This window comes from Stenotrophomonas sp. STEN225 (assembly GCF_056756445.1).
Map to the genome: position 1 here is coordinate 19,598 of NZ_JBRRBV010000022.1, position 26,375 is coordinate 45,972.

Genomic DNA, 26,375 nt, shown 5'->3' on the forward strand with positions numbered 1-26,375 from the left:
GGCCCCGCCGGAGGAATTCATCCTGGTTCAACGCGAAGCACAATACAGAACGGTTATGCTGCGACCCGAATGGCCCACGTGACCCAGAACCTCGCCCCCCAGCTCGAACAGGACGCCCACGACCCCGGGCTGATCCGCCTGTCCGGCCACTGGACCTTGAAGACCGCGCTGGCCGCGGCCGAGGTGCTGCGCGCCGTTCCCGACAAACTGACCGGCATTGACGCCACGGGCATCGAGCAGCTCGATTCGGCCGGCGTACTGCAGCTGTTGCGCGTGGCCCATCGCGCCGACCTCGGCGAGGATGCGCTGCAGTTCCGGCCGGATCACCAGGCACTGGTGTGCACCATCGAGGAAGTGGCCGACGACCGGCCCAAGCCCAAGCGCGACTTCGGCGTGCTGGCCGCGCTGGAACGGCTGGGCGTCAGCATGCATGGCACCGGCCACAACATCGTGGCCCTGGCCAGCTTCCTCGGCGAGGCGATGGTCAAGACCGCTCGCCTGGTCAAGCAGCCGCGGCGCTTCCGCCTCACCGCCACCGTGCATCAGATGGAGCAGGTGGGCCTGGACGCCGTGCCGCTGGTGGCGCTGCTGTCCTACCTGGTCGGTGCGGTGATCGCGTTCCTGGGCTCAACCATCCTGCGCGACTTCGGCGCGGAGATCTACGTGGTCGAGCTGGTCAACATCGCCTTCCTGCGCGAGTTCGCCGTGCTGCTGACCGCGATCGTGCTGGCCGGCCGCACGGCAAGCGCGTTCACCGCGCAGATCGGCGCGATGAAGGCCCGCGAGGAGATCGATGCGATGCGCACGCTGGGCCTCGACCCGATCGACCTGCTGGTACTGCCGCGCCTGTTCGCGCTGCTGGTGACCCTGCCGCTGCTGACCTTCGTCGCGATGATTGCCGGCCTGGCCGGCGGCATCACTGTCGGCGCGTTCGATCTGGACATTCCGCCGCAGATGTACATCGCGCGGATGCACGACACGATGGAGGTGCGGCACATGCTGGTCGGCCTGTCCAAGGCGCCCGTCTTCGCGGTGGTGATCGGCCTGATCGGCTGCCTGGAGGGCCTGAAGGTCACCGGCACCGCACAGTCGGTCGGCGAGCGCACCACATCCAGCGTGGTGCAGACCATCTCGCTGGTGATCATCATCGACGCCTTTGCGGCGTTGTGGTTCATGCATATGGACTGGTGACATGAACACGACCTCCGGTTCCGGCACCTTCGAGATGCGTGATGACGATGGCCATGACCTGGCCATCCGCGTGCGTGGGCTGGTCAACCGCTTCGGCAGCCAGACCGTCCATGAGGACCTCGACCTGGACGTGCGGCGCGGCGAGATCCTCGGCGTCGTCGGCGGCTCGGGCACCGGCAAGTCCGTGCTGATGCGCTCGATCCTGGGCCTGCGCGTGCCGGATGAAGGACAGATCGAAGTGCTCGGCCGCGATGCGCGTGCCGACGATGCCGAAAGCCGGCTGCATATCGAGCGCAACACCGGCGTGCTGTTCCAGGATGGCGCGCTGTTCTCCTCGCTGACCGTCGGCGAGAACGTGCAGGTTCCGCTGAAGGAGCATCATCGCGACCTTCCCGAACGCTGGCACTACGAGCTGGCACTGCTGAAGGTGAAGCTGGCCGGCCTGCCCGCCGATGCGATCAACAAGCTGCCCTCGCAGCTGTCCGGCGGCATGCGCAAGCGTGCCGGCCTGGCCCGCGCGCTGGCACTGGACCCGCCGCTGCTGTTTCTGGACGAACCGACCGCCGGCCTGGACCCGATCGGCGCGGCGGCCTTCGACCGGCTGATCAAGACCCTGCAGGAAGCGCTGGGCCTGACCGTGTTCCTGATCACCCATGACCTGGACACGCTGTACGCCATCTGCGACCGCGTCGCCGTGCTGGCCGACCACAAGGTGATCGCCAACGCACCGCTTGCGGAAATCGAGAAACTGGATCATCCGTGGATCCAGGAATACTTCCACGGACCACGTGCGCGTGCCGCGCGTGGCGAACAGATCGAGAGTGCCTGAGCCATGGAAACCAAAGCCAACTACGTGCTGATCGGCGCGTTCACCCTGATCACCGGCCTGGCCCTGCTGGCCTTCGGCCTTTGGGCGGCCAAGTACTCATCCGACCGCACCTGGCAGGAATACCGCGTGGTGTTCCGCGAGGCGGTGACCGGCCTGTCGGTCGGCAGCCCGGTGCAGTACAACGGCATCGCGGTCGGCTCGATCATCGAGCTGAACCTGGTACCGGACGATCCGCGCCAGGTGGTGGCGCGCATCCGCCTGAACTCCACCACGCCGGTGAAGACCGATACCCGTGCCAAGCTGGCGATCACCAGCCTGACCGGTCCGTCGATCATCCAGCTCAGCGGCGGCACGCCGCAGTCGCCGGCACTGACCACGGTCAACAAGGACCCGGCGCCGATCATCCCGACCACGCCTTCGGCACTGCAGAACATCACCGATGTGGCCAACCGCATCGTCGAGCGCATGGACCAGATCCTCAGCGATCGCAACGTGGCGTCGATCAACGCGACCCTGGCCAACCTGGAAACCATCAGCGGCGGACTGGCCGACCGCGACCAGGGCACACAGGCGCTGCTGCTCAGCGCGCGCGATGCCGCACGCAGCCTGGACACCACGCTGAAGACCACCAACGGCACCATCGAGCGCCTCGACAGGAACCTGGTGCAGCAGCTGCCGGGCATCATCGACAAGCTCGACGCTACCCTGGTCAAGCTCGATTCGGCTGCCGGCAATGCCGATTCGATCCTTGGCGAGAACCGCGCCGCGATCAACAGCTTCGCCAATGACGGGCTCGGCCAGCTGGGCCCGACCCTGACCGAGCTGCGTGGCCTGATCCGCGACCTGCGCCGGGTCAGCGACCGCCTCGAGAACAACCCCGCGCGCTATCTGCTCGGCCGCGATGCCCCGAAGGAGTTCGAACCCAAATGAGCCCGATCCTCTTCCCGCGCCTGCTGCTGCCAGGCCTGGCCCTGGCGCTGCTGTCGGGCTGCTCGATCCTCGGCAGCGGCGACAAGAATCCCGTCACCCTGTACTCGCCTGCCGTGCAGGTGAAGGTCGATCCCAGCTGGCCCCAGGTCGCCTGGCAGCTGGTGCTGGCCAAACCCAGCGCGGCGCGCATGGTCGACAGCCCGCGCATCAACGTGCGTCCCACGCCATCGGAGCTGGAGATCTACAGGGGCGCCAGCTGGGCCCAGCCGGCCACCGACATGATCGAGGACACGCTGCTGCGCGGTTTCGAGGACTCCGGCCGCATCAACGGCGTGGCCCGCACCGCCGCCGGTATCCGCGCCGATTACAAGCTGTCCACGGACATCCGTCGTTTCGAATCGGACTACCAGGGCCAGACCACGCCGACGGTGGTGATCGAACTCAATGCCAAGCTGATCCACGTGGCCGACCAGCGCGTGGTCGCTGATCGCACCTTCCGTCAGGCGCAGCCCGTTGGCAGTACCGATGTGCCGGCGGTTGCGGCGGCGTTCGAACGTGGCCTGCAGCAGATCGCGCAGGACGTGGTCGGCTGGACGCTGGTCAGTGGGCAGAACGACAGTGCCGCAGCACCGCGCTGATCCCCCGCTCAGCGCGGCGTGATCCAACGGAATGTCAGGTTGATCCGCTCGCCCTGGGCCCGCGCCATCTTCGGCAACGCGTGCTGATAGAAGCGCTGGGTGCTGCCGGCCATCAACAGCAGATCGCCATGGCCCAGCAGGAACTCCGCCTTGCGTGCCGGCTCGTCGCGTCGTCGCAGCAGGAAACGCCGCGCCGCACCCAGGCTCAGTGAAGCGATCACCGGCGCCGGTCCCAGTTCGGGTTCGTCGTCGCTGTGCCAGCCCATGTAATCGCCACCATCGCGGTATCGATTGAGCAGCACGCTGTTGAACCGGCCGATACCCTCTTCCTGCAATCGCACGCGCAGCGCCTGCAATGCCGGCAGCCAGGGCCGCGGGACGAACTCGGCGCCGGAATACCGGTAGCGCGCCTGCGGATCGCCGATCCAACTGCTCAGCCGCGGCGAATCCACCCAGTGACCAAACATCCGGATGCGGTGCACATCCCAGGCCACCTGTTCGCCCAGTGTCCGCTGCAGCGCATCCGCCCGATCCGGCAGCAGCCAGCCCGGAACATGACGGACGTAGGCATCGGGCAGCTCGTGTGGAAACAGCATCGGGATCGCCAGGCAGTGTCGGGGCGGCACGAGGCCGCCCCGCCGGACTCAGGCACGCCGGAACGGCACGCCGGTCTTTTCCTTCAGTTCGTCCTCGTCAACCCCCGGCGCGGTCTCCACCAGCACCAGACCGGCATCGGTCACGTCGAACACAGCCAGATCGGTGATGATGCGGTCGACCACGCCCACGCCGGTCAAAGGCAGCGTGCATTCGGCCAGCACCTTGTGCTCGCCGTTCTTCGCGGTGTGCTCCATCAGCACCACCACGCGCTGCACGCCGGCCACCAGGTCCATCGCGCCGCCCATGCCCTTGACCATCTTGCCGGGCACCATCCAGTTCGCCAGGTCGCCCTTGTCGGTCACCTGCATCGCGCCAAGAATGGCCAGATTGATGTGGCCGCCACGGATCATGGCGAAACTGTCATGGCTGCCGAAGTAGCTGGCACCGGCGCGCGCGGTCACGGTCTGCTTGCCGGCGTTGATCAGGTCGGCATCGACCTCGGATTCGGTCGGGAACGGGCCGATGCCAAGCAGGCCGTTCTCGGATTGCAGCCACACGTCCACGCCTTCGGGAATGTGGTTGGCGACCAGGGTCGGCAGGCCGATGCCCAGGTTCACATAGGCACCGTCGGTCAGTTCACGGGCGGCGCGGGCCGCCATCTCATCGCGGGTCCACGCCATGTCAGTTGCCCTCCGCACGCACGGTGCGCTGCTCGATCCGCTTTTCAGGATGCGCGTTGTGCACGATGCGATGCACATAGATCCCCGGCAGATGCACCTGGTCCGGATCGATCGCACCGACCGGCACCACCTCTTCCACTTCGGCGATGCACACCTTGCCGGCCATCGCGCAGGCAGGATTGAAATTGCGCGCGGTCTTGCGGAACACCAGGTTGCCGGCTTCGTCGGCCTTCCACGCCTTCACCAGGGCAACGTCGGCACGCAGCGCGGTTTCCAGCACATAGTGCCTGCCGTCGAATTCGCGGGTCTCCTTGCCTTCGGCCACCACCGTGCCGTAGCCGGTGGCAGTGAAGAAGGCAGGAATTCCGGCGCCGCCGGCACGCAGGCGCTCGGCCAGGGTGCCCTGTGGATTGAATTCCAGCTCCAGCTCACCGGCCAGGAACTGGCGCTCGAACTCCTTGTTCTCGCCCACGTACGACGAAATCATCCTGCTGATCTGGCGTGTTTCCAGCAGCTGGCCCAGGCCGAAGCCATCGACACCGGCATTGTTGGAGATCACGGTCAGGCCCTTGACTCCACTGTCGCGCAAGGCTGCGATCAGTGCCTCGGGTATGCCACACAGGCCGAAGCCGCCGACGGCCAGTGTCTGGCCATCGGCGACCACGCCCTCCAGCGCCTGGGCCGCGCTGGCATAGCGCTTGCTGCGCTTGCCGCCGGTATTGGACTTGTCCATCGCTTTGCTGTCCCACACGGTAAGGATGCCCGCATTCTAGCGGCACACCCGCATCCGGCTGGGATGCGCCGCAGCAATTGCGGCGTGCCCTCAGCCGCGCGCGATCGCGGCCATGACCTGCTTCAGGCCGTCCTGCCACGGCGGCAGCACGATGCCCAGCGCCTGCTGCAGGGCCCTGTTGTCCAGCACCGACCAGGCCGGCCGCCGCGCCGGGGTCGGATACTCGGCACCCGGAATCGCTTCAACCGCCGGCACCCTGTGCAGGACACCGGTTGCCAGCGCTTCGGCGAAGATCGCTTCGGCGAAGCCGTGCCAGCTGGTCTGGCCACTGGCGGTGAGGTGCCAGGTGCCGGAGAGCGCGGCAGGATGCTGCAGCGCGAGCGCGGTGACATCGGCGATCAGCGCAGCCGGCGTCGGCGTGCCGATCTGGTCGGCCACCACACGCAGATGGTCGCGCTCTGCGCCCAGGCGCAGCATCGTGCGCAGGAAGTTCGCGCCGTGCTCGGCATACACCCATGCGGTACGGAAGATCAGGTGGCGGCCACCGGCAGCGCGCACGGCGTCTTCGCCATCGCGCTTGCTGGTGCCATACACACCCAGCGGCGCGGTCGGCTCGTCCTCGCGATAGGGCGCGGAACCTTCGCCGTCGAACACGTAGTCGGTGGAGTAATGCACGAACGGCACGCCCTGCGCCTGGCACCAGCGCGCGATCACGCCCGGGGCCTGCGCATTGGCGGCGAAGGCGGCTTCGATGTCCTGCTCGGCGCGATCCACGGCGGTATAGGCCGCCGCATTGACCACCACCGATGGCTGCACGCGATCCAGCAGCGCCGGCAGGCTCCCGGGCTGGCCGAAGTCCGCCGTCTCGCAGGGGCTGCCATCAGGCAGCCGGCCACTGCGGGTGGTGGCGACCACCGGCCCCAGCGGCGCCAGCGCGCGCAGCAGCTCCTGGCCGACCTGGCCGTTGCCGCCCAGCACGAGAACCGTCATGGCGCGAAGACCGGCAGACGTTCCTCGGCGATGTCCTTCAGGAACGGCGCATGTTCGTCCTTGGGCGAGAGCGTCGGCACGCCCACCGGCCAGTCCACTGCGATGTCCGCGTCGTTCCAGCGCACTCCGGCATCGGCTTCCTTCACGTACACATCGGTGCACAGGTAGTGGAACAGCGCGGTGTCGGACAGCACGGCAAATCCGTGCGCGAAGCCTTCCGGAATCCAGAACTGGCGCTTGTTCTGCGCGCTCAGCACCACTGCTTCCCACTGGCCGAAGGTGGGCGATCCGCGGCGGATATCGACGGCCACGTCGTACACCTCGCCTTCCAGCACGCTCACCAGCTTGCCCTGCGGTCGCGGCCACTGGTAATGCAGGCCGCGCAGCACGCCCTTGCTCGATGAGGAGACATTGCTCTGCACGAAGCGGTCGGGCAGGCCCAGCTGGCCGAATCGCGCCGCGTTCCAGCCTTCGAAGAAGAAGCCGCGCTCGTCACCGAACACCGCCGGTTCAATCACCACGCATCCCGGCAACCGGGTTTCAATCACTTTCACGGAACCACTCCACGCAATGCGAGTGTGTGCAGGTACTGGCCGTAGCCATTCTTGATCAACGGAGCGGCCAGCGCTTCCAGCTGCTCGGCATTGATCCAGCCCTGCCCGAACGCCACTTCTTCCGGACAGCAGACCTGCAGGCCCTGGCGCGTCTGGATGGTCTCGATGAAGTTGGACGCTTCCAGCAGCGACTGGTGAGTGCCGGTATCCAGCCATGCATAGCCACGCCCCAGCGCCTCCAGATGCAGGCTGCCCGCACCGAGATAGCGCTGGTTGAGATCGGTGATTTCCAGCTCGCCGCGCGGCGAAGGCCTCAGCTCGGCCGCATAATCGCAGGCGTTGCCATCATAGAAATAAAGGCCGGTGACCGCGTAGTTGGAACGCGGGTTCTGCGGCTTTTCGACCAGGCCGACAACCCGGCCGTCCTTGTCGAATTCGGCCACGCCGTAACGCTCGGGATCGTTGACCCAGTAGCCGAACACGGTCGCGCCATCGGCGCGGGCGTCGGCCCGCCGGAGCACGTCGCGCAGGCCATGGCCATGGAAGATGTTGTCGCCGAGGACCAGGCAGCTGGGCTTGCCGGCGACGAACTCGCGGCCGATCAGATACGCCTGCGCCAGCCCATCCGGACTGGGCTGCACGGCGTACTGGATGTCCATGCCCCACTGCGAGCCATCACCCAGCAGCTGCTGGAACAGGGCCTGCTCATGCGGGGTGTTGATGATCAGCACTTCCCGGATGCCGGCCAGCATCAGCACGCTGAGCGGGTAGTAGATCATCGGCTTGTCGTACACGGGCAACAGCTGCTTGCTGACGCCCTTGGTGATCGGATACAGCCGGGTGCCGGTTCCGCCGGCGAGGATGATGCCCTTGCGCTGGGTCATGACGTCTCCTGGGTTCAGGCCGTAGTGCCGATGCGCTGCAGGCGGTAGCTGCCGTCAAGCACGCCCTCGACCCAGTCCTGGTTCTCCAGGTACCAGTCAACAGTGAAGGCGATGCCCTGCTCGAACGTGTGCGCCGGCTGCCAGCCCAATTCGTTCTTCAGCTTGCTGGCATCGATCGCATAGCGACGGTCATGGCCGGGGCGATCGGCCACATGGGTGATCTGGCTGCTGCGCGGCTGCCCGTCAGCGCGCGGACGGCGCTGGTCCAGCAGAGCGCAGATCGCATGCACCACCTCGATGTTCTGCCGTTCCGAATTGCCGCCCACATTGTAGGTCTCGCCCACCCGGCCCTTGGCCAGCACGGTGCGGATCGCCTCGCAGTGATCTGACACGAACAGCCAGTCACGCACCTGCCTGCCGTCGCCGTAGACCGGCAGCGGTTCGCCGGCCAGCGCCTTGGCGATCACCAGCGGGATGAGCTTTTCCGGGAAGTGGTAGGGGCCGTAGTTGTTGGAGCAGTTGGTGGTCAGCACCGGCAGCCCGTAGGTGTGGTGAAACGCACGCACCAGGTGATCGGACGCGGCCTTGGACGCCGAGTACGGCGAGTTCGGCGCGTACGGGGTGGTCTCGCTGAACGCGCCGGTCTCGCCCAGCGTGCCGTACACCTCGTCGGTGGACACATGCAGGAAGCGGAACGCTGCGCCGCGCTCGGCCGGCAACGCCTTCCAGTAGTCGCGCACCGCTTCGAGCAGGCCCAGGGTCCCCACCACATTGGTCTGGATGAAGGCCCCGGGGCCATCGATGGAGCGGTCGACGTGGCTCTCGGCTGCGAAGTTCAGCACCGCATCGGGCTGATGCTCGGCGAGCAGGCGGGCGACCCGCTCACGGTCGCCGATGTCCCCGTGCACGAACACGTGGTCCGGATTACCTTCCAGGCTGGACAGCGTCTGCAGGTTGCCGGCGTAGGTCAGTGCATCGAGGTTGACGACCTTGACGCCACGGGCCACGGCCTCGAGGACGAAATTGCCGCCAATGAACCCGGCGCCGCCGGTGACAATCCAAGTTGGCACTACCCGTTACTCCTGTTCGATCAAGGCTCCCGCGCCGCCTGGCAGTCGGGTGCAGCGCAGCAGGATACATCGGGCCCACCTTTACCACTGCCTCTGACGGGTGAACAGAGCCCCTTCCCTGAGGGAGCATTAGTGCGCCGCAGCACAACCATACGCATTCGCATGGTTGCCCCAAGCCAGCTAGAATCAGGATCCCACCCCCGAACCGGTTGCTGTCAGGACCGGACGTTCTCCCTGTTACTGAAGGACCCCGTACCAGATGAAAATCCTCGTCGCATACAAGCGCGTGGTGGACTACAACGTCCGCATTCAGGTCAAGCCGGACGGTTCCGGCGTGGTCACCGACGGCGTCAAGCTGTCTCCCAATCCTTTCGATGAAATCGCCCTGGAAGAAGCCCTGCGCCTGCGCGACAAGGGCATCGCCACGGAGGTGGTGGTGGCCACCATCGCCCCGGCCGACGCCCAGGCGCATCTGCGCAACGGCCTGGCCATGGGCGCCAACCGTGCCGTGCACGTGGTCACCGACCAGGCCATCCAGCCGCTGACCGCCGCGCGCACCCTGCTCAAGCTGGTCGAGAAGGAGCAGCCGGACCTGGTGATCCTCGGCAAGCAGGCCATCGACGATGACGCCAACCAGACCGGGCAGATGCTGGCCACGCTCTGGGGCCGCCCGCAGGCGACCTTCGCCAGCAAGCTGGACATCGCCGATGGCAAGGCCACGGTGACCCGTGAGGTCGACGCCGGCCTGGAAACACTGGAAGTGGATCTGCCGGCGGTCGTCACCACCGACCTGCGCCTGAACGAGCCGCGCTTCATCAAGCTGCCGGACATCATGAAGGCCAAGGCCAAGCCGCTGGAAACCCTGCAGCTGGCCGACCTCGGCGTTGAAGCCGCCGACACCTTCAAGACCACCCGGTACGCTGCGCCGTCCAAGCGCAGCAAGGGTGTAATGGTCAAGGACGCGGCCGAACTGGTGGCCGCACTCAAGCAGAAGGGGTTGCTGTAATGAGCAAGATTCTCGTCATCGCCGAGCACCACGACGGCAAGCTCAACGCCGCCACCGCCAAGACCGTCAGCGCCGCCGCTGCCATCAGCGGTGCCAGCATCGACGTGCTGGTGCTGGCCGCCGATCCGACGGCCGTCGCCGCCGAGGCCGCCAGGATCGCCGGCGTCGCCAAGGTCCTGACCGTGGCCAACGCCGCCAACGCACAGGCCCTGGCCCAGGTGCTGGCGCCGCAGATCGCACAGCTGGCCAAGGGCTACAGCCACGTGTTCGGCCCGTCCACCACCTTCGGCAAGGACCTGATGCCGTGCGTGGCCGCCCTGCTGGGTGTCAACCAGGTCTCCGACCTGATGGCCGTGGAAGGCAGCCACACTTTCAAGCGCCCGATCTACGCCGGCAACGCCATCATCACTGTGGAAGCCCCGGCCGACCAGGTCGTGGTCGCCACCGTGCGTGCCGCGTCGTGGCCGGAAGCCGCGCAGGGCGGCAGCGCTGCCATCGAAGCGGCCAGCGTGGATGCGGCACTGCCGACCCACACCCGTTTCGTCGGCCTGGCCGCCGGTGCCAGCGACCGTCCGGACCTGCAGAGCGCCAAGCGCGTGGTCTCCGGTGGCCGTGGTGTCGGCTCGGAAGAGAACTTCAAGGTCGTCTTCCAGCTGGCCGACAAGCTCGGCGCCGCCGTCGGCGCCTCGCGCGCCGCCGTCGATGCCGGCTACGTGCCCAGCGACCTGCAGGTCGGCCAGACCGGCAAGATCATCGCGCCGGAGCTGTACGTGGCCGTCGGCATCAGCGGTGCGATCCAGCACCTGACCGGCATCAAGGATGCCGGCACGATCGTGGCGATCAACAAGGACGGCGATGCGCCGATCTTCGAGATTGCCGATATCGGCCTGGTCGGGGATCTGTTCACGATCCTGCCGGAACTCGAGGCCGCGCTGGGCTGAGCGCCCGCCCGGGGTGCCGCGTAATCAACAGGTTACGCGGCATTCCCTTCCTTCTGGGGCCCGCAGGGACGCTGGCCTGGCTCACCCGTCCTTGCAGTGCCTGTCGCTATAATCCGGGGTCAACCCGTGTAAGGACTGCATTGATGACGCTCCCGTGTTTCAAGGCCTATGACATCCGTGGCCGCGTTCCGGATGAACTGGATGAACGCCTTGCCCGCCGCATCGGCGCCGGCACTGCCGCGTTGCTGGGCCCGGGACCGGTGGTGGTGGGACACGATATCCGCCTGAGCAGCCCTGCCCTCCTGCAGGCCGCCATCGAAGGCCTGACCGCCAGCGGCCGCGATGTCATCGACATCGGCATGTGCGGTACCGAGGAGGTCTATTTCCAGACCTTCCACCGCAAGGCCGCCGGCGGCATCATGGTCACCGCCAGCCACAACCCGATGGACTACAACGGGATGAAGCTGGTGCGCGAGGAGTCCAAGCCGATCAGCGGCGATACCGGCCTGTTCGACATCCGCGACTTCGCCGCCTCGGAGGCGCCGCTGGGAACCGGCCAGGGCGAGGTCCGCCAGGACACCGACAAGTCCGCCTACATCCAGCACCTGCTCGGCTACGTCGACGTGGCCGGCCTGAAGCCGCTGAAGATCGTCACCAACCCCGGCAACGGTGGCGCTGGCCTGGTGATCGACGAACTGGCGCCGCACCTGCCGTTCGAGTTCATCCGCATCCAGCACGAGGCCGATGGCAGTTTCCCGAATGGCATCCCCAATCCGCTGCTGCCGGAGAACCGTGCGGCAACGCGCGATGCCGTGCGCGCGCACGGTGCCGATTTCGGCATCGCCTGGGACGGCGATTTCGATCGCTGCTTCTTCTTCGACGCCGACGGCAACTTCATCGAGGGCTACTACCTGGTCGGGCTGCTGGCGACGGCACTGCTGGCCCGCCAGGCGGGCGGCAAGATCATCCACGACCCGCGCCTGACCTGGAACACCGTGGAAATGGTCGAGCAGGCCGGCGGCGTGCCGATCATGAGCAAGACCGGGCATGCGTTCATCAAGGAGCGCATGCGTGCCGAAGATGCCATCTACGGCGGCGAGATGAGCGCCCACCATTACTTCCGCGAGTTCGCCTACTGCGACTCGGGCATGATCCCGTGGCTGCTGATCGCGCAGCTGGTTTCCACGACCGGCAAGTCACTGGGCGAGCTGGTGGCCGATCGCATGAAGGCCTATCCGTGCAGCGGCGAGATCAACTTCCGTGTCGATGATGCCAAGGCGACCGTGGCGCGCGTGCTGGCGCATTTCCAGCAACAGCAGCCGGTACTGGACCATACCGATGGCGTCAGTGCGGATTTCGCCGACTGGCGCTTCAACCTGCGCAGCTCCAACACCGAGCCGCTGCTGCGCCTGAACATCGAAACCCGTGGCGATGACGCCCTGCTGCGCGAACGCATCGCCGAGCTGACCGCCCTGATCGGCGGCACGCCGGCAAACCATTAACCGAAGGACGCACCATGAATCCCATCGTTCCCGTCATTCTTTCCGGCGGCTCTGGCACGCGTCTGTGGCCGCTGTCGCGCGAAGCGTATCCGAAGCAGTTCCTGCCGCTGGTCGGCAACGACACGATGCTGCAGGCGACCTGGAAGCGCGTTGCGTCGATTGCCGGCGCGGCACCGATCGTAGTCGCCAACCAGGAACACCGTTTCATGGCGGCCGAGCAGCTGCGCGAATGCAAGGTGCTGCCGCAGGCGCTGATCCTCGAGCCGGTCGGCCGCAACACCGCGCCGGCGATCGCCATCGCCGCGCTGCAGGCACTGTCGGCCGGCGATGACGCGCTGCTGCTGGTGCTGCCGTCGGACCACGTGGTCCGCAACGAGGCGGCGTTCCATGCCGCGGTCAAGCAGGCCGCCGTCGCGGCCGAATCCGGCAAGCTGGTCACCTTCGGCATCGTGCCGACGGCGCCGGAGACCGGCTACGGCTACATCAAGGCCGCCACGGGTGAAGGCGTGCGTGCCGTCGACCGCTTCGTCGAGAAGCCCGACCTGGCTACCGCCGAACAGTACGTGGCATCCGGCGAGTACTTCTGGAACAGCGGCATGTTCCTGTTCAAGGCCTCGCGCTACCTGAAGGAACTGGAGACGCTGCAGCCGGCGATCCTCGCCGCCTGCCGCAATGCGCTCGACAAGGCCGCACGCGACAACGACTTCATCCGCCTCGACGCCGAGGCCTTCGCTGCCAGCCCGAACGACTCGATCGACTACGCGGTGATGGAAAAGACCGCCGATGCCGCCGTGGTGCCGCTCGACGCGGAATGGAATGACGTCGGCTCGTGGTCGGCATTGTGGGAAGTGTCCGACAAGGATGCCGACGGCAACGCCTGCCATGGCGATGTCATCGCCCTGGACTGCAAGGACAGCTATGCCTATGGCAACCGCCTGATCGCGATGGTCGGCCTGCAGGACGTGGTGGTCGTGGAGACCGACGACGCCGTGTTCGTCGGCCACAAGGACCGCGTGCAGGACGTCAAGGAGATTGTCGGCCGGATCAAGCGCGAGGGCCGCAGTGAAGCTGCCGCGCACCGCAAGGTGTACCGTCCGTGGGGCGCCTACGATTCCATCGACAACGGCGACCGCTTCCAGGTCAAGCGCATCACCGTCAAGCCGGGCGCGACCCTGAGCCTGCAGATGCATCACCACCGCGCCGAGCACTGGATCGTGGTCAGCGGCACGGCCGAGGTGACCCGGGGCGACGAGGTCATCCTGCTGTCGGAAAACCAGAGCACGTACATCCCGTTGGGCGTCACCCATCGCCTGAAGAACCCGGGCAAGCTGCCGCTGGAGTTGATCGAAGTGCAGTCGGGCAGCTACCTGGGCGAGGACGATATCGTTCGTTTCGAAGACCAGTACGGCCGCGCGGGAGGCTGATCGGTGAGTGCTTCGGGTGCCGGCCGTTCGAGGCCGTTGTGTGTTGATCTGGACGGCACCCTGCTGCGCAGTGACCTGTTGTACGAGACCTTCCTGAGGATGCTGGCACGGCAGCCCTGGATGCTGTTCGTGCTGCCGTTCTGGCTGCTGCGTGGCAAGGCCCACCTGAAGCACCAGCTGGCGGTGCACGGTGCCGGCGATCCGGCACTGCTGCCGTACGACCCGCGCGTGGTCGAACTGCTGCGGACCAGCAGTGATCGCAGGCGGGTCCTGTGCACGGCATCGGACGCGGCACTGGTGGAGCCGATCGCGCGCCATCTGGGCGTGTTCGACGACGTGTTCTGCAGCGATGGACACACCAATCTTGCCGGCCATCGCAAGGCCGATCTGCTGGTGGAGCAGTTCGGCGAGCGCGGTTTCGACTACATGGGCAACGCGCGGGTCGATCTGGCCATCTGGAAGCACGCGCATTCGGCCTGGGTGGTCAACGCCAGTGCCGGTGTCGCCCGCGCTGCGGCGCACTGTTCGGAGCTTGCCACCCACTGGCCCCGCGAAGGCGGCGGCCCACGCGCCTGGCTCAAGGCGATGCGTGTCCACCAGTGGCTGAAGAACGTGCTGGTATTCGTGCCATTGCTGGCGAGTCATCGTTTCCTGGAGCTGGAGACCACGCTCAACGCGGTGCTGGCGTTCATCGCCTTCGGGCTGTGCGCATCCGGCGTGTATCTGTTCAATGATCTGCTGGACCTCGACTCGGACCGGCAGCATCCGCGCAAGCGCAAGCGCCCGTTCGCCTGTGGCCGGCTGGATCTGCGTTCGGGGCTGCTGGCCACGCCGGTACTGACCCTGGCCGGCTTCCTGCTGGCGGCCATTGTCGGCCCTGCATTCCTGCTGGTACTGGCCATCTATTTCTGCCTCACCCTGGCCTATTCCCTGCGGATGAAGCAGGTGGTGATGATCGATGTGGTGATGCTGGCCGCGCTCTACACCATCCGCATCGTCGGCGGTGCCGCGGCAATCGACGTCACGCTTTCGTTCTGGCTGCTGACCTTCTCGATGTTCATCTTCCTCAGCCTGGCCATGCTCAAGCGCTACACCGAACTGCGCATGACGCTGGCCAGCGGCAAGGAGAAGCCCAGCGGGCGTGGCTACCACGTCGAGGACCTGGGACTGGTACAGGCCCTGGGTACCGCGTCGGGCATGGCGTCGGTACTGGTGCTGTGCCTGTACATCAACGCTCCGGAAAGCCAGGAGCTCTACGGGCATCCGCTGTTCCTGTGGCTGCTGTGCCCGGTCCTGCTCTACTGGATCTGCCGCACCTGGCTGCTGGCCCACCGTGGACAGATGCACGACGACCCGGTCGTGTTCGCAGTGAAGGATCCCGGCAGCCTGATCACGGTGCTGGTGGGTGGCCTGTCGGTACTGGCGGCGATCTGAATCAGGCACATCATGGCTGCGCCACCGGCGCGCAGCCGTCATTCGAGCGCGGGGAATGACGGTGCCGTCGCTGCCCGCAGGCAGCGCTGGCAACCCGGCCAGGTGGGATCAGGCCGGACGCTCGGGCCCGGTGCGATCCAGCAGCATGGCTTCCTGCAGGTCGTAGAAGCGCCGCAGCGGATAGGCCTGCAGTGCCTGTGCGCGTACCTCGGCACGGCTTGCCGCATCGCGGCTGGCCATCAGGCGCAGCATCGCTGCCGCCAGTGCCGGTGCATCACCGACCGGCACCACTTCGCCATTGCCGGTGTTCTGCACGATGGTGCGCACGCCCGGCAGGTTCGACGCGATCACCCGTGAACCACTGAGCATCGCCTCCAGCTGCACCATGCCGAACGCTTCATAGCGGTTGACGCTGGGCAGTACCAGCACATCGAGCTGCGCATAGAACGCCTGCAGTTCCTGTTCGCTGACGCGACCGCGCACGTCGACCGCATCCCCCAGCGCGGCGATGCTGCCGTGGATGGCATCCATGATGCCGCCGCCGGCGATGTTGTGGGTATCCCCGACCAGCACCAGGCGGACACGGTCGCCATGCAGGGCATGGACCTGGCTGAAGGCCTCCAGCAGGACGGGCAGGCCTTTCTCGGCGACGAAGCGGCCCACGAAACCAAAGCGGAACACCCCGTCGGTACTCGCCGGGCGATCCTGCCAGGGCATCGCCTTCATCGGCGCCAGCACTTCATGCTGCTTGTGACGGATACCGGACAACCAGGCCGATGAGCTCGCGTAATCGTGGGTGAGCACCCCGACATCACGGGCGCGCCGCGTGGCCAGCCAGCAGGACACACGGGTGACGTTCACCGCCAGCCGGTCCAGCAGTCCACCCACCACGGCCATGTCGCACTGGTAGTTCACCACCAGCTTGCGGGCAGGAACCAGCAATGACAGCAGGCCCGATTCCAGCATCGGCATATGCAGGTTGACCACATCATGCTGCCGCGCCAGTCGGCGGAACCAGGTGATGAACTTCCAGCTCAGGACGCCCTTGTGCATGCGGGCGAACACCGGTGCGCGCACCACGCGCACGCCGTTGATGGTCTCTTCCACCGGCAGGGATGCATCGTGCTGGGTGGTGAGCACGGTGACCTCGTGGCGATGGGACAGGTCCTCGGCGAGCATCCGCGCGAATTCAGTCACCCCGCTCATGTAGGGCGTGTAGTAGGTCAGGACGATCAGGATCTTCATGCTCAGCTCGCGCTCACCAGTACCACGCCCAGCACGATCAGGCCGATGCCGGCCATGCGCAGTGGGCCGATGTGCTCGCCCAGGAACAGCACGGCAAGCACCGGTGTCACCACGTAGGTCAGGGCGATCATCGGCTGCAGCTTGGTCAGTGGCATGTACTTGAGCAGCACCACCCACGACACCAGCGGGATCATCTGCAGGATGAAGCCGGTCACCAGTGGCAGGTTGAACGCAGACGACAGCATCGGCAGGAGGCCGTCGGAATAGGTGACACGCCCTGCCCCGACCTTCAGCAGGACGGTTCCACAGGCGCCCAGGATGACCAGGCCGAAGACGATCAGGAGTTGCATGGGAGACCTCTTGCGCCATGGCCGTGGCCCGACGCAGTTCGATGGATGATTGTGGAGACCGTCATTCTGCCGGCTCGGCAGGCACGCCGCAGCTGATGCGGGCGTGGGACACGCTGGCGAACAGAGGCCGGGGATCGGTTGATAGACCCAACGCCTGCGGCGACGCAACCGGCCAATCCGGCGCGAGGACGACCACCGAGCTGCCGCCGGCCAGCGGCAGACTGACCTCGCCCTGGTGCCCGTCGACGGTTGCTGCTTCCACACCGTTGACGGTCACATGGATACGTCCCTCGGCGGGTGGCTGCAGCAGATCCAGATCAACCTGCAGTCGTGCGCCCGCACATCCTTTGGGCACGAAGGTTTCAAGGCTGAAGGCGCCGCGGGTCCAGCAGTGATCCTGTTCGCAGGTGTGCCAGCCCGTACCCGCCTGGGCCAGCGGCAACTGACCGGACTGCAGCGAGAACAATGCGAATGTGGGATCTTCCAGGAGCGGGGCAGTGCCCGGCGGCAGCGCTGGGCCCGTACCGGGCTGCCTGAGTACCAGCAGCCAATCGGGTGATTCGGCAGCGCGCAGGCTGTCATTGAACAGGGCATCGCTGTACCCCACCGGAGCGTCGCCACGGTCGGCAATGCGCGCGCGCACCCCGCGCCGATGCAGCTCCAGCACAGCAAAGTCCTGCTTGACGTACCGCTCCGGCCCGTTGACCCCGGACGTGTCGATGACGACCTCATCTCCCTTCTGCGGCAGCCTGATCGCTTCCGAGAGGGCATGGGTGATACCCGAAGGCACATGCGAGACCAGGATCGATCGCGAACGCACGGCGTAGGCTGCCGACAGGGCCCCCAGCGTCGCCATCAGCAGCAGTACCACACCTGTGCGGCCGCGACGGCGCGCATGGCGCAGCAGAAGCCAGCTCAACAGCGCCACCCATGCCGGCCCGAGCACCTGCACCAGCTTGTGCTCGCCGTACTGATAGCCATGGCTCTGCACATAGGCAACCAGCACCATGCTGGCTGCCAGCAAGCCGACGAAGAACCGCCAGCGTCCTTCCCGGATGGAAAGCCATGCAGTGGACGCCATCAGCACCATCCCGAGCATGATGGCTTCCGGATTCACGGCAGGTTCGCCGGTCATCAACAGGCCGGCGAAGGGAGCCGACAGCCACCAACCCCAGAAGGGCTGCCGGATGTACCAGCTGGGCCACGACGACTGCGCGACGATGCCACTGACCTGGGCATAGGATGCCGTCAGCTCGGGCAGCATCCGGTTGAGGACGATCGCGCAGGCCAGCATCGCCAGCAGGCCGCCCAGCAGGAACACCCGCCAGGAACGCAGCCACATGGCCGTCACCAGTACGGCCAGGGCCACGATCATGCACGCATGCACCGCCGCTTCGCCGTATGCCATGCCGGTACAGCCCGCGGCTGCACCCAGCATGATCCACTTTGCACCCAGCGACTGCATCGGCGTAAGCGCCCACAGCACGATCATCATCAGCAGGGCGCCCGCCATCGCCGTACCGATGTTCTCGTTGACCACCGCAAGCATCATGCCGGTACCCAGCATGCACAGCACCGCCAGCAGGAAGGCCACCGCGGTTCCCCGCGGCCAGCGACGCGCGCCGCCGAAGCGGCCTGCCATCGAGGGCAGCATGCCGAGCACCGGGAACAGTGCGGCGGTGCCGATCATCGCCCGCACCTGGTTTGGGCCTGCCTCCGGCACGAAGCTGGACGCCAGTGCCAACAGGCTGTACGCCCCATTGCGCTGCACGATGCAGCCGTTGCCGATGAACTGCATGCCCTGACCGCATTGCCCCAGCGCCCACTCGCGGGCCACCGTGGCCTGCTCGACCCAGAGCGGGTGTTGCATGGCCCATTTGGCACCGCCGTAGAAGAACACCAGATCATGGTTGGTGCCTTCAAGCATCCACAGATGCCGGGAGGCGAACATGAGATTCCACCATGCGACCAGCAGAACGCCCGCAAGCAGACTGATCGTGAACGCCCAGATCGACGCATGGGCGAGCGGATCGGCGAAGCCACGGCGAAGCGCCACGAGGGCTCCCACGGCCCCGCTGATCAGGAAACAGGGAAACACCACGTAGCCGGGCAGCCACGCATTGGCATTCATCAGCAGGGCCAGTACGCACACGCTTGCAAGCAGCAACGCCTGGACCGGCCCGATCTGTCGCAGATGCGGGCTCACGCGGAGGCCGGCAACGGCCAGCAGGGTCGAGCTGCCGATGACAGCAAGACACATCGCCAATACCGGCGCAATCAGTTGCCAGACATAATGCACTGCGTGTTCTCCCTGCACTGAAGGCGGGATCCGCCGAAGCGGACCCCGCGCTCTTTCAGGCCTCCGCGCGGGCCTGGTACATCCAACGAAGCGTCTCACCCAGATCGAAGTCCGGCAATGAGCCGACCGCGGCCCGCAGCTTGCCGTTGTCACCACGCAGCGACTTGACCTCGTTGGCGCGGACGAAGGCGGGATTCACTTTCACTTCGATGTCGCGGCCGGAGATGCCACGCATGCGTTCGATGACCTCATGCAGCGAATGCTCCTGGCCGGAGCAGACGTTGTAGGTCTGGCCATTGCCCGGCAGTGCCAGCAGGCCTTCGTAGGCAGCGGCCACGCCCCGCACGTCATTGAAATCGCGCGAGACATCGGTGTTGCCCAGCTCGATCACATCGGCACCGCGGCGGAAGTGCGCCACGATCTTCGGAATCAGGAACTTCTCATCCTGTCCCACGCCGGTGTAGTTGAATGGACGCACCAGGGTCAGCGGAAGCTGATCGATCCACAGCGCCGCCATGGCCTCCATCGCCATCTTGCTGACCGCGTAGTCGTTCTGCGGCGAAAGCGGCGCCTGCTCGTCGAGCACGCCGGACGCGTTGCCGTAGACATTGGCACTGCTGGCCAGCAGTACATTGCTCGGCGCCTCGTCCAGAGACGCCAGCGCTTCCAGCAGATTGCGCGTACCCACCACGTTGACCCGGTAGATCTCGTCGGCATCACCGTGGGCGACGAACGAGATCGCAGCCAGATGGACCACGCGCTGCGGACGCACTCTGGCGACGTGCTGCTTGAGCGCAGCACGGTCGAGCAGATTGACCGACGTTGCGGTGTCGCCGGAATGCAGATCATGCACATCGCAACCGGCAGCACGCAGGCGCTCGATCACGTAGCGCCCGGTGAACCCGGACGCCCCCGTGACCAGCACGCGCTGGCCTGACAACTCAGAACGAGAAGCCACGCTCGTTCCTCTTGAGGTCAGCCTCGACCATCATCTGGCACAGCTGCTCCAGGCTGGTCTGCGGCTTCCAGCCAAGGATGCGCTCGGCCTTTTCCGGGTTGCCGATCAGCAGATCGACTTCGGCCGGGCGGTGGAACTTTGGATTGATGCGCATCACGGTCTTGCCGGTGGCGGTGTCCACCGCGACTTCGTCCACGTCCTTGCCCTTGAACTCGACATCGATGCCGGCGCCCTTGAACGCCATCGCCACGAAGTCGCGCACGGTCTCGGTACGGTTGGTGGCCAGCACGAAGGTGTCCGGCTGCTCGGCCTGCAGCATGCGCCACATGCCTTCCACGTATTCCTTGGCGAAGCCCCAGTCACGCTTGGCGTCCAGGTTGCCCAGTTCCAGGACGTCCAGCTGGCCCAGCTTGATCTTGGCAACCGAGTCGGTGATCTTGCGGGTCACGAACTCGCGCCCGCGCAGCGGGCTTTCGTGGTTGAACAGGATGCCGCTGGAACCGAAGATGTCGTAGCTCTCGCGGTAGTTGACGGTGATCCAGTGCGCGTAGAGCTTGGCCACGCCGTACGGGCTGCGCGGGTAGAACGGGGTGTCCTCCACCTGCGGCACGGCCTGCACCTTGCCGAACATTTCCGAGGTCGACGCCTGGTAGAAGCGGATCTTCGGATTGACCAGGCGGATCGCTTCCAGCAGGTTCAGTGCACCCACACCGGTGATCTGCGCGGTGGTGGTCGGCTGGTCGAAGCTGACGCCGACGAAGCTCTGTGCGGCCAGGTTGTAGATCTCGTCCGGCTGGATCTTCTGCACCATCGCCAGCGACGTGCCGAGGTCGGTCAGGTCGTACTCCACCAGGTGCAGGTTCGGGTGGTTGGTCACGCCCAGCTCATCCAGGCGCCAGAAATTCACCGAGCTGGTGCGGCGGTAGGTGCCGTGCACTTCATAGCCCTTCTCCAGCAACAGCTGGGTGAGATAGGCGCCGTCCTGACCCGTGATGCCTGTGATGATTGCCTTCTTCATTGCTTCTCGTCCTGATGATTGAGTGAATTTGCAGCCAGAGCCTGCCGACGCGTGCGGAGGATCTGTCGAGCCATGGAGTCCAGACGGCGGGCCAGCGCAGGATACCGGTGTTCGGCGCGCCATTGTGCGGCACGCTGCTGCACATCGGCCAACACTGGATCGCCGTCGCGGCTGGCACGCAGCAGTTGCCGCAGACCGGCCGCAAGATCGGGCGGGGAGGTCCCGGGCAGACGGTGAACGACGTCGCCGACGTTGTCGAAGATCGCCAGCGGCGTGACGGCCACCGGGCGGCCTGAGGCCAGCCCGTAGCGGACTGCCGCGCTGGAGGATTCGCCGGTGCCCTGGTATGGGAACACCACCACATCGGCCTGCACCAGCTCCTGCATGCTCTCCTGGTCACGCAGGAAACGGGTCACCATCCGCACACGCGACTGCAGGCCATGCTGCACGACCCGGGCCACCGCCTGGTCGATCTGCTGCCGCGAGACATCCACCGGATACTCGGCATTGATCATCGCCAGTTCGACGTCCACGCCCTGGGCGACCATCAACGCAACAGCGTCGATCAGTTCCAGCAACCCCTTGTGCGGCAGGAAGAAACCGTAGGAAACGACGCGCAGGCGTGCGCCCGTGTTTGCCGCCGCCGGCTCAGCCGGTTCCAGGATGCCGTGCGGGAACATCGCGGTGTTGCGCTCGACGCCAATGTCCTTGAGACGGTTGAGGTCGTGTATGGAGTGCACCAGCACGCGATCGCAGCCGGCCAGTGCCGGCCCCAGGTCGCGCAGCCGCTTGCGCGGATTCTCCGCGGCATCAACGGTTGCATGCATCATCACGATCAGGCCCCTGCCGGCCGCCTGCTGCCGCTCAAGGAAGGCCGAGAACGCGGGGAAGTCAAAGAAGCCGTACTGGAACTGGATGATCAGCGTGTCCAGCTTCAGGCGCTCGATCTGCTGTTCCAGCCGCTCGAGCATGTCGCCTTCGCCCTGCCGCCAGCAGCGGACAACCTCTGGCCCATCGCGGAACGTGCGGTCATCGGCCTCGGCCGCCAGGATCGCCACCGGCGTTCCGCCGCTCTCCACGAGATAGCTGGCGTAACTGGCCACGCCGCAGCGCGTATTCCAGGTCGTGATCCAGCCGACGCGCGCATCGGGCAGCGTCGGCTGCGCCGCGAACGCGCGTACGTCCTGCTCCAGTCTTCGCGCGGCATCGGACCACGTGAAGCGCGACTTCAGAAGTCGCCGCGCGGCCTCGACCTTGTCCCGCACACGCGCCGGATCGGCGCCGTGCACCTCACGCATTGCGGCGGCCAGCGCGTCGACATCGGGTTCGGCCCAGACCGAATTGCGCAGATTGAAGTGGGTCTGCGCCGGAACGAAGCGGTAATCCACCATCCAGGCGGTTTCTTCGCTGCAGAAATCCAGCTGCCCCCCCCAGTTGGTGGTGATCACCGGCAGGCCGCCCAGCATCGCTTCGGCCAATGGCAGGCCAAAGCCTTCAGCCCGGCTCGGCGCCAGCAGCGCGTTGCAGCTCGCGTACAGATGCTTGAGCTGGGCGTCGCTCACGTCCTCCTCGATGATGTGCACGTCCGGATAATCCGGGTTGTCGCGGCGTGCTTCAGCCAGCCAGCGATGCACTTCATTGTGTGGATTGGCGAAGGTCTTGATGACGAGGCTGACATCGTCGGCGGCGCTGAACGCCTTGCCATAGGCCAGAAGCATCGCGTCCACGCCCTTGCGCGGGAAGCACGAGGACACGTGGAGGAAGCGGAACCCCCTGCCCGGCACCGGATAGGTCGCATCGGCAACAATCTGCTCCCAGTGATCCACGCCGTTCCAGCAGACGCCAAGGGGAACCGACACGCCGTTATCCACCATGATCTTCTCGACATGATGCGAAACGCAGGAGATCCCCTGCAGGCTGTCATTGAACTCCTCGACCCACTCCTGCGGAAAACCGCTCTCCTCCCAGGGATAGGCGTGCAGCAGGTTCATCCTTGCGCGTGCATCGGCAACCCGTGGCGGATACAGCAGTCGGCTGGTCACATCGGCCTGGTCGGCCGGGATCGCGGCCACGGCAGCATGCAGCGCCGCCACGCGCGGATTGCGCGCAAGGAACTGCGGTGACGGATCGAAATCACCCGGGCCCTCGGTCGAATGCAGACCCACGCGGTGGCCACGATCGGCCAATGCTTCCGCGAGGCAACGGTTCACCAGGGCCAGGCTGTAGCTGCTGTCGAATGGCCCTTCCACGCGCCAGGACAGCGACGCGGGCAGCTCACCGCCGCGTGCGAGCGCCTCGTTGGCCGCCATTCCGGAGGAGATCAGCGCTGCCGCCTGCTGCAGTTCGAAGGGTTCCGGCTCGCAGCCGACGTCCAGCCCACCCACCGCCTGGACCAGGGTGCGGTAGCCGGCGTCGAGTGCAGGCGACGCGGCGACCCAGCGGCGATCGCGTGGCGCACGACGCGATGCGACCGCTTCCATGGCCTGCAGCGCGGCCTTGGCCGAATTGTCCCACGAGAACTTCGCCGCCTGTCGGGGAGCATGGGCACGCAGGGAATCGGCGAATGCGGTGTCAGTCAGGACGTTCTGCATGGAGCGGGCGATCGAAGCAGGCTCCGTTGGATCGAACAACGCATCTTCACGACCGATCACCTCGGGGATGCTGGTCGTGCCTGAGCCAATGGTCGGTGCTCCGCAGGACATGGCCTCCAGCGCGGGCAGGCCAAAGCCTTCATGCAACGAGGGGAACACGAAGGCCGCCGTCGCGCTGTACAGCGCGATCAGCTCTTCGTCGGTGATATAGCCGGTGAACACCACCTGGTTGCTGACGCCGAGCTGCGCTGCCAGCACATCGAAATTGCGGCGGTCGTGCTCGGACACTTTGCCGGCGATGACCAGCTGCGTCGACGCACGTACGGCAGGATCCATCAGGGAGAATGCCCGCAGCAGACCCTCTGCATTCTTGCGCGGCTCCATTGCCCCGCTGTACATCACGTAGCGGCCACGCAGGCCGAAGCGCTCGCGGAACAGGGTCTGCTCGCGTTCGCCGATGACCATCGGCACGAAGTGCGGCGAGATTGCCGAGGAGATGTTGACCACACGCGCCGGATCGATATCCAACGCCTGCAATGCCTCCTGCCGCGCGTGCTGGGAGATCGACAGCAGCAGGTCGGCGCGCTTGAGCGACTCGACCTTGTCCATGTACCAGGACCGTACCCAGTCCGATGCCAGATAGACGTCGGGATTGAGCAGCGGAATCAGGTCATAAAGGGTCAGCGCAGTAGCAGCCCGTACGCCCGGCAACTTGCCGATCGAGCCGACCGCACCGCCCTGGGAACCTTCGAACAGGCTGGATACGTGGATGAAGTCGGGCTGGAGGCCATCCAGGAACGCTTCCCACATCAGCTCGGATGCACCACGCCGCCACGCATCTGCGGCGTTCGGCCAGCCTACCCGGCTGAAGGTATCGAACTGACGGATCCGTTCCTGCGGGACCAGACCATCCAGGGCCTGGCGGATGTCGCCGATGCCATCGGGGAAGGTGCCGTTGACCGCCACCCAGATCTCATGGTCGCCCGCATTGCGGGCCATCGCTTGCGCCAGCGAGGTCGAATAGCGCCCGATGCCCCGGAATCGGCTCTCGGTCTGTGCACCCTGCAGGTCAATCAGCACTCTCATCGGGCAGCCCTTTCATTCCTTGAACGCTTCAGGTCTTCCAGCACGCGCCGGGCCCGTCGATCCAGATGGACGACAGTGACTTCGTGCTCGTTGCCCTCCATTGCAGCCAATCGCGCCCGCTCGATCTCGAACAGCTGTTCGCTGATGGCGATCTTCTGCAGGCGCTGGTGAAGGAAGGGAATGCGCGTAACCAGGGGCTTGGCCAGGTGTCGCAGCCACGGTGCGGCCATGGCGACCTTCAGCGCGCGCACGACCGCCGGCCGCAGCGCACGTTTCATGCGGCCCAGCACGCTGGACGACAGGCGTCGGCGCACGGCCCGGAACGGCCGCGTGAGCTGCCACGAACGGCTGCGTTCGATCGCATCCAGCTGCGCGCGCAGCTGCTCATGCGCCAACCACCAGCGATGGGCCTCGTGCTTGCCCTTGGTGACCTGCTCAGTCAGCTCATGCAGTTCGGCCAGCGCCTTCCTGTCGAGCAGGCTGCGCTCACGCTCATGCTTGCTCACCAGTTCCCGCTGGGCCACTGCCATCGCACGGACCGCGCCCTCGTGCTCGCTGCGCAGCCTTTCCATTGCCCGGGCGTTGTGCTCGGTTGCCTCGGCGGATTCTTCCTGCGCCCGCTGCAGTGCCGCGTCCAGATCCTGGATCCGCTCGTTCAGTTCGACCTCGCGTCGATCCGCCAGCGTCTGCAGTTCGTGATAGGCCAGGTTGATCTGCGAGCAGAACTGCGAGCCCGAACTCAGACTGAAATCATCGAACACATTGGGTCCGCTCTCGAATGCCGCATCCAGTTCGGGATGCTGCGCACTGGCGTAGAACCGGTTGAGGCCGTCGAAATAGACGAACCGGTACCCCTTGTCGAGCAGGATCGGTTCCCAGCTCTGGTGGGATTGTTCCGAACTCAGCGGACGCGTGCTTTCCACCACGACCAGCCAGGGCAAGCGGGTATCGCGCTGCCAGCCGCGCAGCACCAGTTCCTCTGCGCCCTCGACGTCGACCTTCAACCAGTGGATGTCAGTGGCTGGCACCTGCTCCAGCACGGTGTCCAGCGTCAGCGCCGGCACACGCACGTCGGAGACGTTGAAGCCCGCCTCCCGATGTTCGGCAGCGATGGCCGGATCCGTGGTGCTCAGGCCGGTATCGGCGATGTTGAAGAACTGCAGTATCCCGGGTTGATCGCTTACGGCAACCTGCAGCACCACCTCATCCGGCCGGCGATCGCGCAGCAGGTTGGCATACTGCGGCGTGGGCTCCACGTGCACGCCGCGCCAGCCATGCTCGTAGAACATCCGGCTTACCGAGTCGGTGTCGGGGCTCTGTGCGCCCACATCGACATAGCAGCCATTGACCACATGTGACAGCGCGCGCCAGAGCATCACGTCTTCGAAATTCTGCGCGTAGGAAATCAGCTTTGACATGGTTGTC

General features: G+C 66.0%; 23 protein-coding genes. 9 read left to right on the forward strand and 14 right to left on the reverse strand.

Going from position 1 to position 26,375, the window contains the following annotated elements; genetic code table 11:
• Positions 1 to 69: 69 nt before the first annotated feature.
• From ACVOJ1_RS17295 to ACVOJ1_RS17310, 4 genes are read left to right on the forward strand one after another with little or no spacing between them, the layout of a single operon-like run.
• Positions 70 to 1,191, forward strand: coding sequence for an ABC transporter permease (locus tag ACVOJ1_RS17295; RefSeq protein ID WP_346480701.1), 1,122 nt, complete (start codon positions 70 to 72; stop codon positions 1,189 to 1,191).
• A 1-nt stretch (position 1,192) separates the two neighbouring features.
• On the forward strand, positions 1,193 to 2,020 hold the full coding sequence (locus ACVOJ1_RS17300; RefSeq protein WP_053516958.1) for an ABC transporter ATP-binding protein: 828 nt from the start codon (positions 1,193 to 1,195) through the stop codon (positions 2,018 to 2,020).
• Between the two features lie 3 nt (positions 2,021 to 2,023).
• The gene (locus ACVOJ1_RS17305) at positions 2,024 to 2,950 is read left to right on the forward strand and encodes an MlaD family protein (RefSeq protein WP_053516959.1); all 927 of its coding nucleotides are present in this window, start codon (positions 2,024 to 2,026) and stop codon (positions 2,948 to 2,950) included.
• Positions 2,947 to 3,588, forward strand: a complete 642-nt coding sequence (locus ACVOJ1_RS17310) for an ABC-type transport auxiliary lipoprotein family protein (protein WP_065182499.1) — start codon at positions 2,947 to 2,949, stop codon at positions 3,586 to 3,588. Before ACVOJ1_RS17305 ends, ACVOJ1_RS17310 begins: the two co-directional genes overlap by 4 nt.
• An 8-nt stretch (positions 3,589 to 3,596) precedes the next feature.
• On the opposite strand, the gene ACVOJ1_RS17315 is transcribed toward ACVOJ1_RS17310, so the two are convergent.
• The 7 genes from ACVOJ1_RS17315 to rfbB form a co-directional block, all read right to left on the reverse strand.
• Entirely contained in the window at positions 3,597 to 4,184 is a 588-nt protein-coding gene (locus tag ACVOJ1_RS17315; RefSeq protein ID WP_346480702.1) for an alpha-ketoglutarate-dependent dioxygenase AlkB family protein, read from the reverse strand.
• A gap of 48 nt (positions 4,185 to 4,232) precedes the next feature.
• Positions 4,233 to 4,865 carry a CoA transferase subunit B gene (locus tag ACVOJ1_RS17320; protein WP_128988232.1) on the reverse strand — a complete coding sequence of 211 codons (633 nt, stop codon included), beginning with the start codon at positions 4,863 to 4,865 and terminating at the stop codon, positions 4,233 to 4,235.
• A gap of 1 nt (position 4,866) precedes the next feature.
• Positions 4,867 to 5,598, reverse strand: a complete 732-nt coding sequence (locus ACVOJ1_RS17325; protein WP_053516964.1) for a CoA transferase subunit A — start codon at positions 5,596 to 5,598, stop codon at positions 4,867 to 4,869.
• A gap of 90 nt (positions 5,599 to 5,688) precedes the next feature.
• Positions 5,689 to 6,588 carry a dTDP-4-dehydrorhamnose reductase gene (rfbD, locus tag ACVOJ1_RS17330; protein ID WP_346480703.1) on the reverse strand — a complete coding sequence of 300 codons (900 nt, stop codon included), beginning with the start codon at positions 6,586 to 6,588 and terminating at the stop codon, positions 5,689 to 5,691.
• On the reverse strand, positions 6,585 to 7,142 hold the full coding sequence (gene rfbC, locus ACVOJ1_RS17335) for a dTDP-4-dehydrorhamnose 3,5-epimerase (protein WP_253120241.1): 558 nt from the start codon (positions 7,140 to 7,142) through the stop codon (positions 6,585 to 6,587). Before rfbC ends, rfbD begins: the two co-directional genes overlap by 4 nt.
• A complete protein-coding gene (gene rfbA, locus ACVOJ1_RS17340) occupies positions 7,139 to 8,026 on the reverse strand; it encodes a glucose-1-phosphate thymidylyltransferase RfbA (protein WP_346480704.1) in 888 nt (295 codons plus the stop codon). The genes rfbC and rfbA overlap by 4 nt, the downstream gene beginning before the upstream one ends.
• 14 nt (positions 8,027 to 8,040) lie before the next feature.
• Positions 8,041 to 9,096, reverse strand: coding sequence for a dTDP-glucose 4,6-dehydratase (rfbB, locus tag ACVOJ1_RS17345; protein WP_065175347.1), 1,056 nt, complete (start codon positions 9,094 to 9,096; stop codon positions 8,041 to 8,043).
• Positions 9,097 to 9,355: 259 nt separating this feature from the next.
• Between rfbB and ACVOJ1_RS17350 the strand changes: the two genes are divergently transcribed.
• The 5 genes from ACVOJ1_RS17350 (at position 9,356) to ACVOJ1_RS17370 (ending at position 15,403) form a co-directional block, all read left to right on the forward strand.
• Complete coding sequence (locus ACVOJ1_RS17350) at positions 9,356 to 10,102, forward strand: electron transfer flavoprotein subunit beta/FixA family protein (protein WP_053516970.1); 747 nt, start codon at positions 9,356 to 9,358, stop codon at positions 10,100 to 10,102.
• On the forward strand, positions 10,102 to 11,043 hold the full coding sequence (locus tag ACVOJ1_RS17355; RefSeq protein ID WP_065182502.1) for an electron transfer flavoprotein subunit alpha/FixB family protein: 942 nt from the start codon (positions 10,102 to 10,104) through the stop codon (positions 11,041 to 11,043). Before ACVOJ1_RS17350 ends, ACVOJ1_RS17355 begins: the two co-directional genes overlap by 1 nt.
• A gap of 143 nt (positions 11,044 to 11,186) precedes the next feature.
• Positions 11,187 to 12,545 (forward strand): phosphohexomutase domain-containing protein, encoded by a 1,359-nt coding sequence (locus ACVOJ1_RS17360; protein WP_053516973.1) that lies wholly within the window; start codon positions 11,187 to 11,189, stop codon positions 12,543 to 12,545.
• A gap of 14 nt (positions 12,546 to 12,559) precedes the next feature.
• The gene (locus ACVOJ1_RS17365) at positions 12,560 to 13,969 is read left to right on the forward strand and encodes a mannose-1-phosphate guanylyltransferase/mannose-6-phosphate isomerase (RefSeq protein ID WP_065175349.1); all 1,410 of its coding nucleotides are present in this window, start codon (positions 12,560 to 12,562) and stop codon (positions 13,967 to 13,969) included.
• Positions 13,970 to 13,972: 3 nt separating this feature from the next.
• Complete coding sequence (locus ACVOJ1_RS17370; protein WP_346480705.1) at positions 13,973 to 15,403, forward strand: UbiA family prenyltransferase; 1,431 nt, start codon at positions 13,973 to 13,975, stop codon at positions 15,401 to 15,403.
• 108 nt (positions 15,404 to 15,511) lie between these two features.
• On the opposite strand, the gene ACVOJ1_RS17375 is transcribed toward ACVOJ1_RS17370, so the two are convergent.
• The 7 genes from ACVOJ1_RS17375 to ACVOJ1_RS17405 form a co-directional block, all read right to left on the reverse strand.
• Entirely contained in the window at positions 15,512 to 16,648 is a 1,137-nt protein-coding gene (locus ACVOJ1_RS17375; RefSeq protein ID WP_111186688.1) for a glycosyltransferase family 4 protein, read from the reverse strand.
• A 2-nt stretch (positions 16,649 to 16,650) separates the two neighbouring features.
• Positions 16,651 to 16,998: an EamA family transporter gene (locus ACVOJ1_RS17380; protein WP_053516976.1), complete on the reverse strand. Its 348-nt coding sequence runs from the start codon at positions 16,996 to 16,998 to the stop codon at positions 16,651 to 16,653.
• A 61-nt stretch (positions 16,999 to 17,059) separates the two neighbouring features.
• Positions 17,060 to 19,258, reverse strand: a complete 2,199-nt coding sequence (locus ACVOJ1_RS17385; RefSeq protein WP_346480706.1) for a hypothetical protein — start codon at positions 19,256 to 19,258, stop codon at positions 17,060 to 17,062.
• A 94-nt stretch (positions 19,259 to 19,352) separates the two neighbouring features.
• The gene (locus ACVOJ1_RS17390; protein WP_053516979.1) at positions 19,353 to 20,255 is read right to left on the reverse strand and encodes a GDP-mannose 4,6-dehydratase; all 903 of its coding nucleotides are present in this window, start codon (positions 20,253 to 20,255) and stop codon (positions 19,353 to 19,355) included.
• Entirely contained in the window at positions 20,239 to 21,273 is a 1,035-nt protein-coding gene (gmd, locus tag ACVOJ1_RS17395) for a GDP-mannose 4,6-dehydratase (RefSeq protein WP_053516980.1), read from the reverse strand. Before gmd ends, ACVOJ1_RS17390 begins: the two co-directional genes overlap by 17 nt.
• Positions 21,270 to 24,950 carry a glycosyltransferase gene (locus ACVOJ1_RS17400; protein ID WP_346480707.1) on the reverse strand — a complete coding sequence of 1,227 codons (3,681 nt, stop codon included), beginning with the start codon at positions 24,948 to 24,950 and terminating at the stop codon, positions 21,270 to 21,272. The genes gmd and ACVOJ1_RS17400 overlap by 4 nt, the downstream gene beginning before the upstream one ends.
• Positions 24,947 to 26,368: an FkbM family methyltransferase gene (locus ACVOJ1_RS17405; RefSeq protein WP_346480708.1), complete on the reverse strand. Its 1,422-nt coding sequence runs from the start codon at positions 26,366 to 26,368 to the stop codon at positions 24,947 to 24,949. Before ACVOJ1_RS17405 ends, ACVOJ1_RS17400 begins: the two co-directional genes overlap by 4 nt.
• Positions 26,369 to 26,375: the final 7 nt, after the last annotated feature.

Coding starts and splice junctions, on each gene's coding strand:
- rfbD (WP_346480703.1), bottom strand. CDS start 6,588: ATGACGGTTCTCGTGCTGGGCGGCAACGGCCAGGTCGGCCAGGAGCTG.
- ACVOJ1_RS17325 (WP_053516964.1), bottom strand. CDS start 5,598: ATGGACAAGTCCAATACCGGCGGCAAGCGCAGCAAGCGCTATGCCAGC.
- ACVOJ1_RS17295 (WP_346480701.1), top strand. CDS start 70: ATGGCCCACGTGACCCAGAACCTCGCCCCCCAGCTCGAACAGGACGCC.
- ACVOJ1_RS17365 (WP_065175349.1), top strand. CDS start 12,560: ATGAATCCCATCGTTCCCGTCATTCTTTCCGGCGGCTCTGGCACGCGT.
- gmd (WP_053516980.1), bottom strand. CDS start 21,273: ATGAAGAAGGCAATCATCACAGGCATCACGGGTCAGGACGGCGCCTAT.
- ACVOJ1_RS17315 (WP_346480702.1), bottom strand. CDS start 4,184: ATGCTGTTTCCACACGAGCTGCCCGATGCCTACGTCCGTCATGTTCCG.
- ACVOJ1_RS17375 (WP_111186688.1), bottom strand. CDS start 16,648: ATGAAGATCCTGATCGTCCTGACCTACTACACGCCCTACATGAGCGGG.
- ACVOJ1_RS17320 (WP_128988232.1), bottom strand. CDS start 4,865: ATGGCGTGGACCCGCGATGAGATGGCGGCCCGCGCCGCCCGTGAACTG.
- ACVOJ1_RS17360 (WP_053516973.1), top strand. CDS start 11,187: ATGACGCTCCCGTGTTTCAAGGCCTATGACATCCGTGGCCGCGTTCCG.
- ACVOJ1_RS17400 (WP_346480707.1), bottom strand. CDS start 24,950: ATGAGAGTGCTGATTGACCTGCAGGGTGCACAGACCGAGAGCCGATTC.
- rfbA (WP_346480704.1), bottom strand. CDS start 8,026: ATGACCCAGCGCAAGGGCATCATCCTCGCCGGCGGAACCGGCACCCGG.
- ACVOJ1_RS17350 (WP_053516970.1), top strand. CDS start 9,356: ATGAAAATCCTCGTCGCATACAAGCGCGTGGTGGACTACAACGTCCGC.
- ACVOJ1_RS17300 (WP_053516958.1), top strand. CDS start 1,193: ATGAACACGACCTCCGGTTCCGGCACCTTCGAGATGCGTGATGACGAT.
- ACVOJ1_RS17405 (WP_346480708.1), bottom strand. CDS start 26,368: ATGTCAAAGCTGATTTCCTACGCGCAGAATTTCGAAGACGTGATGCTC.
- ACVOJ1_RS17310 (WP_065182499.1), top strand. CDS start 2,947: ATGAGCCCGATCCTCTTCCCGCGCCTGCTGCTGCCAGGCCTGGCCCTG.
- ACVOJ1_RS17385 (WP_346480706.1), bottom strand. CDS start 19,258: ATGTGTCTTGCTGTCATCGGCAGCTCGACCCTGCTGGCCGTTGCCGGC.
- ACVOJ1_RS17355 (WP_065182502.1), top strand. CDS start 10,102: ATGAGCAAGATTCTCGTCATCGCCGAGCACCACGACGGCAAGCTCAAC.
- ACVOJ1_RS17305 (WP_053516959.1), top strand. CDS start 2,024: ATGGAAACCAAAGCCAACTACGTGCTGATCGGCGCGTTCACCCTGATC.
- ACVOJ1_RS17380 (WP_053516976.1), bottom strand. CDS start 16,998: ATGCAACTCCTGATCGTCTTCGGCCTGGTCATCCTGGGCGCCTGTGGA.